Source organism: Neisseria sp. P0019.S002 (genome assembly GCF_051957155.1).
GTDB classification, from domain to species: Bacteria; Pseudomonadota; Gammaproteobacteria; order Burkholderiales; family Neisseriaceae; genus Neisseria; species Neisseria perflava.
The window spans coordinates 1-13,376 of the sequence record NZ_JBQCWS010000001.1; the positions used below are offsets into that span (position 1 = coordinate 1).

Sequence of the window (13,376 nt, forward strand, 5' to 3'; positions counted from 1 at the left end):
TTCTTCTGCCGCTCCTAAGGCCGCCCAGCCTGCCGTGAAAAAATAACCTGACGGACGATCGTGCCGTATACGCCGCCCCGAGGCCGAACTGCTTGCCGGTTCGGGATGACGGGCGGCTTTGTTTGGGCAGTGGCAATAAAACTTGGGCTAATGGGGCTTTCATTGGGTGAAGGGATAAACGGATAAGGTCCATCCTGTCGGATAGGGATATAAAAGATAAAGGGAATAAAGATATGTACTTAAAAGCATTTGACGGAAAACGGAATAGGGCAGCTGTGCAGAGGGGGTACTCTTTGATACAGCTGTTGGTGGTGATGCTGCTGGTTTCGATCTTGGCGACGGCTGCCTTTACGGCCTATCGGGAATCGGTCCGCTCGGCCAACCTGCGTGCGGCTCATGCCGCGCTGCTGGAAAATGCGCGCTTTATGGAGCAGTTCTACACAAAAAAGGGCAGCTTTAAGCTGACGTCGACGAAGTGGCCGGAGCTGCCGGTGAAGGAGGCGGGTGGTTTCTGTATCAGGATGAGTGGCCAGGCTAAGGGTATCCTGGAAGGTAAGTTTACCTTGAAGGCGGTGGCGCTGGATAGGGAAGCGGAGCCGAGGGTGCTGCGCTTGAACGAGTCGCTGACGGCGGTGGTGTGCGGGAAGATGAAGGGTAAGGGAAGCTGTACGGACGGCGAGGAGATATTTAGGGGCAATGATGCGGAGTGCCGGCCTTTTACGGGGTAGAAACCTAATCGAAAGGGAGAAAGCGGATAAAGAAAAAGGACGTGCTCAGGCACGTCCTTTAGGGAGAGGGGTTATTCGCTCCAGCTGACTAAGCCTAGTATCCAAGTAAGGAGAATCAGACCACCAAATACAATACGGTAGTAGGCAAAAGGCACATAGTTTTTACTGGAGACAAATTTCAGCAAAGCTTTTACTGCCAATAAACCGGCGATAAATGCTGCGATAAAACCGATGGCAATTTGTCCGACATCTTGCAAGGTAAAAAGTTTGTAGTTTTTTAAGATGTCGTAACCTGTGGCCGCAATCATCATTGGTACAGCAAGGAAGAATGAAAATTCGGTAGCCGTTTTGCGTTCCAGTCCCCACAGCATACCGCCCATGATGGTACTGCCTGAACGTGATGTCCCAGGGATAAGGGCACAAATTTGGGCGCATCCTACAACAAATGCGTCAATTGGGCGTATATCATCGACATGGTTGACTTTAGGTTTGGCTGTTGTTTGGCGTTTTTCAACCCATAAAATGAAGAAGCCACCTAATACCAGCATGGTAGCAACGGTAATCGGGTTGAAAAGATGCAATTTAATTTGTTTACTGAATAAGAGGCCAACAATCGCAGCGGGGATGAACGCGATAAATAAATTCAGCACAAAGCGATTGGCTGTTCGCTCTTTGCCTAGTCCTTTTATGATATGGGTAAATCGTTGGCGATATTCGAATACGACGGCTAATACGGCACCGAGCTGGATGGCAATTTCGAATACTTTTCCGTTGCTTTGGAAATTCATTAAGTCGCCAAATACAATCAAGTGACCGGTACTTGAAATAGGGAGGAACTCGGTTAAACCTTCGATAATACCGAGAATAAGTGCTTTAAATAAAATCAGAATGTCCATAAGTTTTCAGACGGCCTTGAGGCCGTCTTTCTTTTGTTGAATAGTTAAAGTGGTTTTGAGGATTGTTCGCTGCGGACTTTGACGATGAGCTCGTCTATGGTTTTCATACCGACTTTCCAGTCGCCACCATTGAAATTGACTTTGTATTTACCACCGACAATGACAGTTGGTGTGTTTTCAATTCGATAAGTTTCCGTCAATTGCTGCATTTTTGCAGCAGCCGACGCGGCAGCAGGGCTATTGTAGGCTTGAAGCAGTTTTTTACTGTCAAAACTTGTCTGTTTACCAACCCATGATCGGAATACATTTGCATCAGCCAGGTTGATTTTTTGTTCGTAAACTGCTTTGAAGATGACTGGATTGGCTTGATATTTCAAACCTGAAAGATTGACGGCTGCGGCAACCTTGGCCAAGCCTAACATTTCAGGCATCCAAACGACGTGTTCTGTCCGCAAGGAAACATCTTTGGCAAAGGTTTTGCTGTGTTGCAACAAAACTGGATCGAGATGGTAACAATGGACGCAGAAGTAGCCGAAAAATTCTAGCACTTCAATTTTTCCAGCTTGTTGCTGCGGAATAGGGCGACTGAGGACAGTATAGTCCACGCCCTCGGTAGCAGCCTGCGCACTCAGACTGAGCAGGCTCAGGCTGAGTGCGGCAATGGTTTGTTTTATACGCTGCTTCATCAGTGATTCCATTATTTGGTAGAACGAATCAAGCTATTGATATTATGGCCTTGCAGGTTTTTTTGCAGTTTTACAGCGGCTTCCTGCGGCATGGTGTTACTTTGAACTCGGTAAATGGTTTTGTCGCCGTTTTGCGATTCAACCACTTTGGAAGAAACACCTAAAATAGCCAGTTTGGCACGTTGTGAGTCTGCGCTGGAGCGGTCTGCATATGAACCAAGTTGCAGGAAGGCTTTTTTACCGCTGTTGGCAGTCGCTTCGGCTTTTTCTGCTGACTGTTTACTGCTTTCTTTTGTTGCAGAGGCATTTGCGGCTTTACGTGCTTTTTCGATGCTGCCGCTGTTGAGGATTTGCTCAGGTGTCGGCTTGTTTTGTTTTTTGGCTTCGGCTGCTTTTTTCTCAGCCAATTTGCGCTCGGCACGCTCTTTTTGTTTGTCGGTCAGTTGGTCGGCCGCTTTTTTATCTTTTGCAGTTTTATCAGCAGCTTCTTTTTCAGCTTTGGCTTTTTCTGCGCGTTTTTTTTCTAATTCGGCTTTTTTCTCGGCCAGTTTTTTCTTGGCGGCTTCTTTTTCTGCTTCCGCTTTTGCGGCTTTTTCTTTGGCTTCACGTTCGGCTTTGTCGGCGGCAGTTTTGTCTGCTCTTTCTTTGGCTTCGCGTTCGGCTTTGTCGGCGGCGGCTTTTTCAGCTTTTTCTTTAGCTTCGCGTTCGACTTTTTCTGCTTCAGCTTTATCCGCTTTTTCTTTGGCTTCGCGCTCGGCTTTTTCCTGAGCCTCTTTTTCTGCTTGAGCCACTTTCTCTTCAGCTTCTTTGGCAGCCTTTTCAGCCGCTTCTTTTGCTTTGGCTTCTTTCTCCGCCACTTCTTTTTCAGCTTTGGCTTTTTCTTCATCTGCTTGGCTGGACGAATTGTCGGTAGCAGGGCGTTTCTCTGCTTTGTCTTGAGGCTTCAGGATTTCAGGTTCTTCACTTTGTTTAGGCTGGGTCAGCTCTTTGAAAACGTTTTGGTTGCCTTGGTTCAGGAAGAACAAAATACCGGCAATAATACCTGTTGCCAGTATCAGACCGAAAAAGAAACCGGCCAAGCCTTTGCCATATTGTGTAGATTTTTTCATGACTTACCTTGTAATAATGTGTTCAGACGGTCTGAAGGGAGACTGTCTGAGTTTGGATTCGATATTTTATCAATAACCGTTATAGACGGCAAAATCCTGATGCTTTGTTTACTTTAGTTTTACTTAAACATAAAGATTCAGGCCGTCTGAAAAGTTAAAGGGCGCGACGGAAGCCGATGGCTTTCATCACATGGGTTTTGCTGACTTCTTCGTCGCCTGCCAAATCGGCCAGTGTACGGGCGACGCGCATGATGCGGTGGAAGCTTCGAGCGGAAAGGGACAGTTTTTCGAGCATGGTTCCCAAGGCTTCTTGCGCTTCTTTTTGGATGCGGGCTTTGCCATCGAGCTCGCTGACACTCAATTCGGCATTAACTTTGCCTTGTCGGCCGTATTGGATTTTGCGTGCGGCGGTAACTCGTTCCAATACGGTGGCACTGGATTCGCCTGCTTCTTGTTGCATTAACTCGGCAGCGGAAAGGCTGGGTACTTCGATGGTTAAATCAATACGGTCGAGCAATGGCCCTGAAATTTTGTTGCGGTAGCGGGCAACACTTTCAGGCGTGCAGCGGCAAGGTTTGGATGGATGACCAAGATAGCCGCAAGGGCAGGGGTTCATGGCGGCGACAAGTTGGAACTTAGCCGGATAAACCGCTTGGCGTGCGGCACGGGAAATATGGATTTCGCCGTTTTCTAAAGGTTCGCGCAATACTTCTAATACTTTACGGTCAAACTCAGGCAATTCGTCTAAAAACAACACACCGTGATGAGCCAATGAAATTTCACCCGGACGCGGGTCTGAACCGCCGCCTACCATGGCAGCCGAGCTGGCACTGTGATGAGGGCTGCGGAAAGGACGGTTACTGTCGAGTTGCTGTTGATGGTTGGGCAGGAGCGAACGCAATGCCCATACTTCGACTAATTCGTCTTCGGTCAAAGGCGGAAGGATGCCGGGCAAACGTTGCGAAAGCATGGATTTGCCCGTACCCGGCGGACCCATCATCAGCAGGCTGTGTCCGCCTGCCGCTGCGATTTCCAAAGCAAGGCGGGCGGTATGCTGGCCTTTAACATCAGCTAAATCAGGAATTTTACTTTGTTCAGACGGCCTTTGTGGCAGTTTGCATTCGGTTTGTGTCAACGGTTCGATGCCGTTTAAATGGGCGGCCACTTCGCCCAAAGAACGCGCGCCATAAACCGCGATACCGCGCATGACGGCAGCCTGTTCGGCATTTTCTTGTGGCAATACGAACGAACGGCCTGCCTGCATTCCCTGCCATGCCATAGCCAGCGCGCCGCGTACGGGACGCAGCAGCCCGGACAGCGCCAATTCTCCGGCAAACTCATATTGCGCGAGCTTTTCAGGATTAATTTGTCCCGATGCGGCAAGAATGCCCAAGGCAATAGGTAAATCGAAACGGCCGGATTCTTTGGGGAGGTCGGCCGGTGCGAGGTTGACGGTAATTTTCTTGGCGGGGAAGTCGAAGCCGCTTTGGATGATGGCGGCACGCACGCGGTCGCGGCTTTCTTTGACTTCAGTATCGGGCAAACCGACGATATTGAAATGTGGCAAGCCGTTGGCAAGGTGGGCTTCCACTTCGACCAACGGCGCGTTCATACCGCTTAAGGCGCGGCTGTAAACCAAAGCAAGCGACATGTTTCAGACGGCCTTATTCGGCGGCTTCGGTTTGTTGTACGATTTCGGCAACTGCTTCTTCAGCAGCGGCTTCGGCCGCTTTCAAAGCAGCTTCTTCAGGCTCTTGGGCGGCTTCGAGTTTGGCCAAACGGGCTTCCAATTCGGCCAGCTTGGTACGGGTTTTAATCAAAACCTGTTGTTGGATGTCGAATTCTTCTCGGGTTACCAAATCCATGCGGTTGAACGCGCTGCCGAGCATGGCTTTAACGTTTTTTTCCATGTCTTTGGCAGGGCTGTTGGCGATGGTTTCGCTGATTTTGGAGCTGACTTCTTCAAAAAGTTGTTTGCCGAACATAATCCGTATCCTTTATTCAGAATGTATATAGAAATTCAAGTGGCTATTGTATAAGGAAAAAGGCCGTCTGAAAACGGGAATTTTGAGACGGCCTTTGCTTTCTATCGTAAATATTCCGTGTCTTTTAACGCTCAACACGGGCTTCAAAAACAGGCATCAGCCATGCGCCGCCCATGAAGCCTTTGCAAGAACCGGTGGTGTGTTCCTCACTGCGGACAAACGTTTTACCGTCCCACACTGCGGCATTGCCCGACCAACAGTCGCCGATTCCTCGGCCTTTGAAGCTGCCGCTAAGGGTGGCTGTTTTCTCATCGAATCCGCCGTGCCCGCCGTATGTCATTGGTGGCAGCACTTGTTCGATTTTGGTTAATTTTTTGTCGGCAATGACATAGTAGCCGCTGGTTTGATAGGCTCCGCCGATACAGACGGCCTCCACCAAAACTTGTTGTTTGTTGAGCGGATAAATATTTAGGCTGCGGTTCCAATCCATTTGCTCTTTATTGTGCAGGGCGTAACAGTAATTATCGTCGCCTTCAGAAACGCGGTTGCTGTTGCGCAGCAGCTTCATGACGGCACTGTGGCGCGGTGTGTCTTGTTCCAGTATATCGCCTGCTGTTTTCGGCACGGCAACGGCGCGGATAACGGGTTTGGGTTGAGGATTGAGGACTGCCTGAGTGCTGTTGCCTTTGCGTATCAGCGCGGAAGGTGTGTTCAGACGACCTTGGAATTCGTCCGCTTTCAACATTGCTGCCGCCGCGCCTTTGTCGGACAAGTGCCATTCATATTTGCCGGCGCGGATGCTGATTTTGCTTTCTTTTTTCAACGCTTCGAGCAAGGCGTTGGTTTGCGCGCTGCTCAATTTGCCTGTGCCTTTTTTATTCAACGCCAATTTGCCCAGTGATTTGCCGTTCAACATCAATTCGCTGCGGGCTGCCACACGGGCGAGTTGCCTATCATCGTCGTTAAACGGCAGCAGGGAAACTTCGCCAGCTACGGCGGCATTCGCCCCCGCTTTTCGGGTAAACAGGATGGAAACCGGCGTTTCTGTTTCATCCGCCTGATATCCGGCAAGACGGCAGGTGCCGGTATTGTCGCAAGCAATGTCCCAGTCTTGGTAATTTTGATAAAAGCCTTGAGGCGGAGCAGCCAGTGCAGTGGCAGGCAAAACAGCCAGCAGCCATTTTTTCATGATGTATTCTTTCAATTTTATTTATGCAGATTCACAAAGACAGCATAGCAATCCAAAATTTCGTTGCGCTGTTTTTGTGAAAATACGATGTGTCGTTCGTAAAAAGGTTTTGAATATTTAGATGTAAAAAGGCCGTCTGAAACTCCCGTTCAGACGACCTTTATTATTTTTTTACACGCCTGCGGCTGCTTTCAATGCGGCTGCTTTGTCAGTGCGCTCCCAAGTAAATTCAGGCTCCTCGCGGCCGAAGTGGCCGTAGGCGGCGGATTTTCCGTAAATCGGGCGCAGCAGGTCGAGCATTTGGACGATGCCTTTAGGGCGCAGGTCGAAATGTTCGCGAACCAGGGCAATCAGTTTTTCTTCGCTGATTTTGCCGGTGCCGAAAGTATCGATGGAAATCGAAGTCGGTTCGGCAACGCCGATGGCGTAGGAAACTTGGATTTGGCATTGGGTTGCCAAACCGGCGGCGACGATGTTTTTCGCAACATAACGGCAGGCGTAAGCGGCGGAACGGTCCACTTTGGACGGGTCTTTGCCGGAGAATGCGCCGCCGCCGTGCGGAGCCGCGCCGCCGTAGGTGTCGACGATGATTTTACGGCCGGTCAGACCGCAGTCGCCTTGCGGGCCGCCGATAACGAAGCGGCCGGTCGGGTTGATCAGGTATTTGGTTTCGTCGGTCAGCAGTTCAGACGGCAGAACCGGTTTGATGATGTGTTCGATAACAGCGTTTTTCAGCTCTTCGTAGCCGATAGACGGATCGTGTTGGGTAGACAGGACGACGGTGTCGATGCGTTTTACTTTGCCGGTTTCGCTGTCGTAAACCACGGTCAGTTGGGCTTTGGCATCAGGACGCAGCCAAGGCAGGCGGCCGTCTTTGCGCAATTCGCTTTGGCGTTGCATCAGGCGGTGGCTGTAATAGATGGCAAACGGCATCAGGGTAGGGGTTTCGTCGCAGGCATAGCCGAACATCAAACCTTGGTCGCCCGCGCCTTGGTTCAAGTCGATGCCTTCGCCTTCGTTCACGCCTTGGGCGATGTCGGGAGACTGTTGGTCGTAGTACACGCCGACTGCGCAGCCGTTGGCGTCAAAGCCCAGCTCGGAGGAGTTGTAGCCGATGCGTTTGATGGTTTCGCGTGCGACTTTGATGTAGTCCACTTGGGCGGTAGTAGTGATTTCGCCTGCCAATACGCACAAGCCTGTGTTAACTAAGGTTTCTGCGGCGACACGCGCTTTGGGGTCTTGCGCCAAGATGGCATCCAAAATCGCATCGGATACTTGGTCGGCAACTTTATCCGGATGGCCTTCGGATACCGATTCGGAAGTAAACAGATATTCGCTCATTGCTATTCTTTCATTAAAAAACAGGCTGCTGTGTTTTCAGACGGCCTTTTATTTCGGACAGCGGAAATCATAACAAAAACTCCGCTTTTTCTCTATACAAGTGAGAAACATTCGCACTTGCCTGCTGTTTCGGAATCCTGTTGCGCGTTTCTTACAGGCAAAAAAATTCCCGCATTAAGCGGGTTTGGATTGCTCTGGCGAGCCACATCGGTTTTTCAACCGTCCACCTTACCTTTCCGTTTGAAAAGCAGGTTGGCATGGAATTCCCAACTCTTAATGCAGCGCGGATAGTAGCAGAAAAGCAGGTGTGCCGCAATATATTTGCCCGAAGTCTGTTTTGTTCAGACGGCCTGTTTCGTTTACAATCTGTCCACTTCATTTTGGTAAAACCTTATGCAAACGCTTGTTACCTTTGTTTTTAAATTTTTGGCCGCGCTGCCTTTGGCTTGGTTGCACAAATTAGGCAACCTGCTGGGTAGTTTGGGTTTCCGCGTGCTGTCGAAAGATCGCCGGCGTGTTTTCGAAAACATGAAACTTGCCGGATTGAACCCGACGGACGAGGCAGTAAAAAAAGTTTTCCGTGAAACGGCAAAAGGCGGCTTGGAATTGCCGGTGGCGTTTTTCAGACGGCCTGAGGAAATTGAAAACCTGTTTGTCAGCGTCAACGGTTGGGAACATGTTCAGACGGCCTTGAGCGCGGGCGAGGGTTTGCTGTTTATCACGCCGCACATCGGCAGCTATGATTTGGCGGGCCGCTACATCAGCCAGCAACTGCCGTTTCCGCTGACGGCAATGTACAAGCCGCCGAAAATCAAGGCTTTTGATGCGGTAATGCAGGCGGGTCGAGTGCGCGGCAAAGGCAAGACTGCGCCGACCAGTATTCAGGGCGTCAAACAAATCATCAAAGCGCTGCGAGGCGGCGAAGCGACCATTGTGTTGCCGGACCATGTGCCGTCTCCAGAGGAAGGCGGCGACGGCGTGTGGGTGGACTTTTTCGGCAAACCTGCCTACACCATGACGTTGGCGGGCAAGCTGGCGCAAGTCAAAGGCGTGAAGGCTTTGTTTTTCTGCGGCGAGCGTTTGCCCGACGGCAAAGGCTTTGTCTTGCACATAGAGCCATTGCGCGGCGAATTGAACGGCGATAAGGAGAACGATGCGCGCGTGATCAATGAAAATACCGAGTATTGGATACGCCGTTTTCCGGAACAATATTTGTTTATGTACAACCGCTACAAACATCCCGAAGGTGCGCCTTTCCCTCCGCCGGAAGTATAGGCTTGCCGGATGTAAAAAACCTGCTTGGACTCAAGCAGGTTTTGTATTTGGTCGGAATGAGAGGATTCGAACCTCCGACCCCTTCGTCCCGAACGAAGTGCGCTACCGGGCTGCGCTACATTCCGAATGTGGGAAATTATAGGATAGGGGAAGCCGGTTTGTACAGGGGTCGATAAATAATTAATAATTGGCTGCCGATGGGTTTGTTTTAGGCCGTCTGAAGCGATGTGTTTCAGACGGCCTGTGTTTTTGTTTGCTGCTTCTGCTGAAGCATTTGTCCTAATGGCATTATAATGTGGGCAATTGTTTTTTAGATTGTCTGCTATGTTTTATCTTTATCAGTCCGACCGTTTGGAAGCGCTTGCCGAAATGTGCGCGCATATTCATCAGGCCTTGCCCTTGGATTCTGTATTGGCGCAGGAAGAAGTGGTAGTGCAGAGCCAGGGGATGCGGCGGTATCTGAATGTGTTTTTTGCGCGCAAACTCGGCGTGGCGGCGAATTTGAAGTTCAGCCTGCCTGCCGGTTTGGCGTGGCAGCTGATGCGCAAATTGGTTCCCGATGTGCCGCCGCTCAGTCCGTTTTCGCCTGAAGTCATGCGCTGGCGTTTGCTGGATTTGTTCCGCAGCGAAGTGTTTCAGACGGCCCCGGAATACGAAAACGTACGCCTGAAGCTGGAAAGTTATTTGCACAGTTCGGCCTCGGCGGATTATCAGCTTGCCGGACAGATGGCGGATATTTTCGACCAATATTTGGTGTACCGGCCGGATTGGATTGATGCGTGGCAGACTGGGAAGCTGCTGGGTTTGGGCGATGATGAGGATTGGCAGGCGCAGCTGTGGCGTTATTTGGACGATGGCAGCCAATCAGCGCCGCACCGCGTGGCCTTGTGGGAAAAGCTGTTGGCACAGTTGGATAAATCAGTTTTACCGCAAAGGTTGTTTGTATTCGGCATTTCGACAATGGCGCCGATGTATCTGCAACTGCTGCACCAAATTTCCAAGCATTGCGATGTATTTGTGTTTGCGCTCAACCCGAGCAGCCAATATTGGGGCGAGGTTATCGACGAGGCGCAGATTTTGAAAAGGGGCGATGAGGCGGATTTGTCGCAGGCAGGGCATCCGCTGTTGGCTTCTTTAGGCAAGCAGGGGCGCGATTTCTTTGATTTTTTGTCGGAAGTGGAAACCGAACAGGATATTCAGGTTTATGAAGAAGGAAAAGACGATACCTTATTGCATTGCCTGCAAAACGATATCCAAAACTTAATCATGCCGTCTGAACGCTTGTATCAACAGGAAGAAAGCGAAGTAGGCGGGCAACAGGCTCTGGTTCAGGTTCGCGATGCGGATGGCAATTCAGTGTGTGTCGAGCCGGACAAGCTGCTGAACGACGGCTCGGTCAAAATCGTCGCGGCGCACAGCCCTTTGCGAGAATTGCAGATTTTGAAAGAAGAGCTGTCGCTGGTGTTGCAAAAAAATCCCGACTGGCAACCGCACGATATTGCCGTTTTGACGCCGAACATCGAGCCGTACAGCCCGTTTATTGAAGCCGTTTTTGGACAGGAGTATGCAGGCAGTCAGGCTTTGCCGTATTCGATTTCGGATGTGAAACTCAGCCGCCGTCAGCCGTTGCTGTATGCTTTGGCTCAAACTTTGGACTTGCTGGAGAGCCGGTTTGAAGTGGACAAGGTTTTGCCTTTGCTGGAAAGTCGGTTGGTGCTGCAACGCTTCGGGTTGAGTGAGGAAGATGTGCCGCTGCTGCATGAGACTGTTGCCGGATTGAATGTGCATTGGGGTTTGGACCAAACCATGCGCGAGGGAAAAGACAACCTTTTTACTTGGCAGCAGGCGGTAGAGCGTTTGGCCTTGGGCTGGATGCTGCCAGAAGGCGGAAACGGCATGTGGCAGGGCGTGAGTGCGTGGCATAGCAACGTCAACCAGTTGGACGTGTTCAGCGGTTTTGCCGAATTTATCCGTACTTTGGCCGATATGGCGGCGCAGTGGCAAGAACCTGCCTGTGTGGAAAACTGGGTACAACGTTGCCGCGATTTGCTGGAGAAACTGTTTGCTCCGGATACGGACGACCAATACGCCAAGCAGCAGTTTGAACAGTCTTTGGCGAAATGGCAGGAAGAGGCGCAGTTGGCCGAATTTGACGGATTGTTGCCGTGTAAAACCGTTATCCGCCATATCCGCCGCTTTTTGGACAGCGAAAGCCAAGCCGGATTTTTGAGCGGCGGCATCACTTTTTGCAGTATGGTGCCGATGCGCAGCCTGCCGTTTAAAATGGTTTGCCTGTTGGGTTTGAATGACGGCGATTTTCCGCGCAATACCAAAGCGGCGGTGTTCGACCTGATTGCCAAACATCCGAAAAAAGGCGACCGTGCCCGCCGCGACGATGATCGTTATCTCTTCCTCGAAGCCTTAATCAGCGCACGTGAAATGCTGTATTTGTCTTATATCGGCCGCGATATACGCAATGATGCCGAGTTCGCGCCGTCCTCGTTAATCAGCGAGTTGCTGGATACTATTGCCGCCATGACGGGGAAAAGCGGGCGCGAGTTGTCGGAGAAATGGGTGAAACATCATCCTTTGCAGGCTTTTTCACGCCGTTATTTCCAAAAGGACGCGCTTTCAGACGGCCTCTTCAGTACGCGCCAAGATTACGCTGATGCGTTGAACCAACCGCCAGCGGAAGCGCAACCGTTTTTCCTTGAGGCCTTAAATCAGGAAGAGCCGGGCAAAACCATTCATCAGGGCGAGCTCATCAGTTTTTGGCGCAACCCTGTCAAAGTTTGGCTGAAGAGAAATTTAAGCTGGGATCAGCCGTATTTGGACGGCGCATGGGAGTCTGCCGAACCGTTTGAGCCGCAACATGAGGGTCGGATTGCCGATGCCTATTTGGATGCGCGGCGCACAGGGGAAGATTTTGAAGATACGGCCATTCGGCTGAATGCCGAAAGCCTGATGCCGGTAGGCGAATTGGGCGGTTTGTGGCAGAAGCAGTATCAGATATCTGCGAAAAACGTAGATGCCGAGCTGATACGCAGTAACAAAAGGCCGTCTGAACCTTATGAAGAATCCTTTGACGACTTGGTTTTACAAGGTACCATCAGCAATCTTTACGAATGCGGCCGCATTGTGTTCCTAAATCAAAAAGACAATGCACCCAACCGCATTGCCCGTTTATTGGAGCATTTGATTTTTTGCGCCGTCGCCCCTAAATCCGTTGCAAACCGACAAACCTATATTGTCAGCTTGGGGCAGTCCGAAACCTATGCTGCCATCGAGCAACAAACAGCAAAAGAACTTTTGAAAGAATGGTTGGTATATTTCCGAATCGGACAAAATACCCCCTTGCCGTTTTTTGCCAAAACCAGTCTTGCCGCTGCGGAGGAGTACAGCAAAAAAGAGGATTGGGATGCTGCCTTGAGAAAAGCCCATGAGGTTTTTAACGGCAATAAAATGAGTAAAGGGCAGAAAGAATATACCGAAGTGAAGCTGGTGTTTGGTCATTCGGAAGAATCGCCTCTTGATGAGCCGCTATTTGAAAACCTTATCGTCAATCTGCTTGTGCCGCTTTTGACCGGCGTGGCAGGGAAAACCGATACAACAGAATAGGAGTAAAGCATGGCCACTTATACAGAATATTTGGATTTTGATACCGAAGAAGACAAATTGAAACAGCAGCAGCTCTATCAGGTGACCGAGCTGTCGGCACAAGCGGTAGCGGCGGTTAAAAAGATCAGCCGTCCGCAAAATTGGCTGCTTGCCGCTGCGCCATATTGCCCAGATTGCCGCGTGTTTGTGCCGTTTATTCAAAAAATGGCGGAGTTGAACCCCAATATCCGCGTCAACTATATTGCCCGCAACGATTTTGACGACAGCAGCCGTTTTGAGAATCCGCGCCAACAGGAAATCGTCCGTGCCAACCAAAAAATCCCTGCGCTGTTTTTGATGGGGCATGAAGAGGCCGGGCCTGTGTTTAATGAGTTTCCGCAAGTGGTGTTAAACCAAATTGCGGCAGATGAAACCCGTCGCACAGAATTGCGCGATGCGTACCGTGTCGGCGAGTTTAATGCCGATATTGAGGCTCAGATTGTAGCGGCGTTGGCATGGGCAGAGCAGCGTTGTTGAGCAAATATTGCTGGTGTGTTCGCCTATGTTTTG

General features: G+C 50.5%; 11 protein-coding genes, 1 tRNA gene and 1 riboswitch. Of the genes, 4 read left to right on the top strand and 8 right to left on the bottom strand.

The features are described from left to right. Positions 1-233 precede the first annotated feature (233 nt). On the top strand, positions 234-728 hold the full coding sequence (locus ACTHTY_RS00005; protein WP_440366076.1) for a type IV pilin protein: 495 nt from the start codon (positions 234-236) through the stop codon (positions 726-728). A gap of 71 nt (positions 729-799) precedes the next feature. On the opposite strand, the gene ACTHTY_RS00010 is transcribed toward ACTHTY_RS00005, so the two are convergent. From ACTHTY_RS00010 to metK, 7 genes are all read right to left on the bottom strand, one after another. Continuing rightward, a complete protein-coding gene (locus ACTHTY_RS00010; RefSeq protein ID WP_440366077.1) occupies positions 800-1,624 on the bottom strand; it encodes an undecaprenyl-diphosphate phosphatase in 825 nt (274 codons plus the stop codon). A 44-nt stretch (positions 1,625-1,668) separates the two neighbouring features. After that, positions 1,669-2,310 carry a thiol:disulfide interchange protein DsbA/DsbL gene (locus ACTHTY_RS00015; protein ID WP_440366078.1) on the bottom strand — a complete coding sequence of 214 codons (642 nt, stop codon included), beginning with the start codon at positions 2,308-2,310 and terminating at the stop codon, positions 1,669-1,671. 11 nt (positions 2,311-2,321) lie between these two features. Continuing rightward, entirely contained in the window at positions 2,322-3,419 is a 1,098-nt protein-coding gene (locus tag ACTHTY_RS00020) for an SPOR domain-containing protein (RefSeq protein WP_440366079.1), read from the bottom strand. Between the two features lie 154 nt (positions 3,420-3,573). Continuing rightward, positions 3,574-5,070, bottom strand: coding sequence for a YifB family Mg chelatase-like AAA ATPase (locus tag ACTHTY_RS00025; RefSeq protein ID WP_070645415.1), 1,497 nt, complete (start codon positions 5,068-5,070; stop codon positions 3,574-3,576). Positions 5,071-5,083: 13 nt separating this feature from the next. Next, positions 5,084-5,404 carry an accessory factor UbiK family protein gene (locus ACTHTY_RS00030; protein ID WP_070849164.1) on the bottom strand — a complete coding sequence of 107 codons (321 nt, stop codon included), beginning with the start codon at positions 5,402-5,404 and terminating at the stop codon, positions 5,084-5,086. 124 nt (positions 5,405-5,528) lie between these two features. Then, a complete protein-coding gene (locus tag ACTHTY_RS00035; RefSeq protein WP_440366080.1) occupies positions 5,529-6,593 on the bottom strand; it encodes a DUF1176 domain-containing protein in 1,065 nt (354 codons plus the stop codon). A 171-nt stretch (positions 6,594-6,764) separates the two neighbouring features. Continuing rightward, on the bottom strand, positions 6,765-7,934 hold the full coding sequence (gene metK / locus ACTHTY_RS00040) for a methionine adenosyltransferase (RefSeq protein ID WP_070583688.1): 1,170 nt from the start codon (positions 7,932-7,934) through the stop codon (positions 6,765-6,767). A gap of 174 nt (positions 7,935-8,108) precedes the next feature. Continuing rightward, positions 8,109-8,219: riboswitch (SAM-I-IV-variant riboswitch) on the bottom strand. Positions 8,220-8,327: 108 nt separating this feature from the next. Here metK and ACTHTY_RS00045 point away from each other — a divergent pair. Then, complete coding sequence (locus ACTHTY_RS00045) at positions 8,328-9,209, top strand: lysophospholipid acyltransferase family protein (RefSeq protein ID WP_003745542.1); 882 nt, start codon at positions 8,328-8,330, stop codon at positions 9,207-9,209. Between the two features lie 48 nt (positions 9,210-9,257). Here the strand turns inward: ACTHTY_RS00045 and ACTHTY_RS00050 are convergent. Continuing rightward, positions 9,258-9,334, bottom strand: a tRNA-Pro gene (locus ACTHTY_RS00050). Positions 9,335-9,533: 199 nt separating this feature from the next. On the opposite strand from ACTHTY_RS00050, the gene recC reads away from it, so the two are divergent. Together recC and ACTHTY_RS00060 are read left to right on the top strand one after the other, a co-directional pair. After that, positions 9,534-12,827, top strand: coding sequence for an exodeoxyribonuclease V subunit gamma (gene recC, locus ACTHTY_RS00055; protein ID WP_440366081.1), 3,294 nt, complete (start codon positions 9,534-9,536; stop codon positions 12,825-12,827). 9 nt (positions 12,828-12,836) lie between these two features. After that, positions 12,837-13,343, top strand: coding sequence for a thioredoxin family protein (locus ACTHTY_RS00060; RefSeq protein ID WP_440366082.1), 507 nt, complete (start codon positions 12,837-12,839; stop codon positions 13,341-13,343). The last annotated feature ends 33 nt before the right edge of the window (positions 13,344-13,376 follow it).

Excerpts from the sequence above, each read along its gene's own strand:
- ACTHTY_RS00005 (WP_440366076.1), top strand. The coding sequence starts at position 234 with ATGTACTTAAAAGCATTTGACGGAAAACGGAATAGGGCAGCTGTGCAG.
- ACTHTY_RS00010 (WP_440366077.1), bottom strand. The coding sequence starts at position 1,624 with ATGGACATTCTGATTTTATTTAAAGCACTTATTCTCGGTATTATCGAA.
- ACTHTY_RS00015 (WP_440366078.1), bottom strand. The coding sequence starts at position 2,310 with ATGAAGCAGCGTATAAAACAAACCATTGCCGCACTCAGCCTGAGCCTG.
- ACTHTY_RS00020 (WP_440366079.1), bottom strand. The coding sequence starts at position 3,419 with ATGAAAAAATCTACACAATATGGCAAAGGCTTGGCCGGTTTCTTTTTC.
- ACTHTY_RS00025 (WP_070645415.1), bottom strand. The coding sequence starts at position 5,070 with ATGTCGCTTGCTTTGGTTTACAGCCGCGCCTTAAGCGGTATGAACGCG.
- ACTHTY_RS00030 (WP_070849164.1), bottom strand. The coding sequence starts at position 5,404 with ATGTTCGGCAAACAACTTTTTGAAGAAGTCAGCTCCAAAATCAGCGAA.
- ACTHTY_RS00035 (WP_440366080.1), bottom strand. The coding sequence starts at position 6,593 with ATGAAAAAATGGCTGCTGGCTGTTTTGCCTGCCACTGCACTGGCTGCT.
- metK (WP_070583688.1), bottom strand. The coding sequence starts at position 7,934 with ATGAGCGAATATCTGTTTACTTCCGAATCGGTATCCGAAGGCCATCCG.
- ACTHTY_RS00045 (WP_003745542.1), top strand. The coding sequence starts at position 8,328 with ATGCAAACGCTTGTTACCTTTGTTTTTAAATTTTTGGCCGCGCTGCCT.
- recC (WP_440366081.1), top strand. The coding sequence starts at position 9,534 with ATGTTTTATCTTTATCAGTCCGACCGTTTGGAAGCGCTTGCCGAAATG.
- ACTHTY_RS00060 (WP_440366082.1), top strand. The coding sequence starts at position 12,837 with ATGGCCACTTATACAGAATATTTGGATTTTGATACCGAAGAAGACAAA.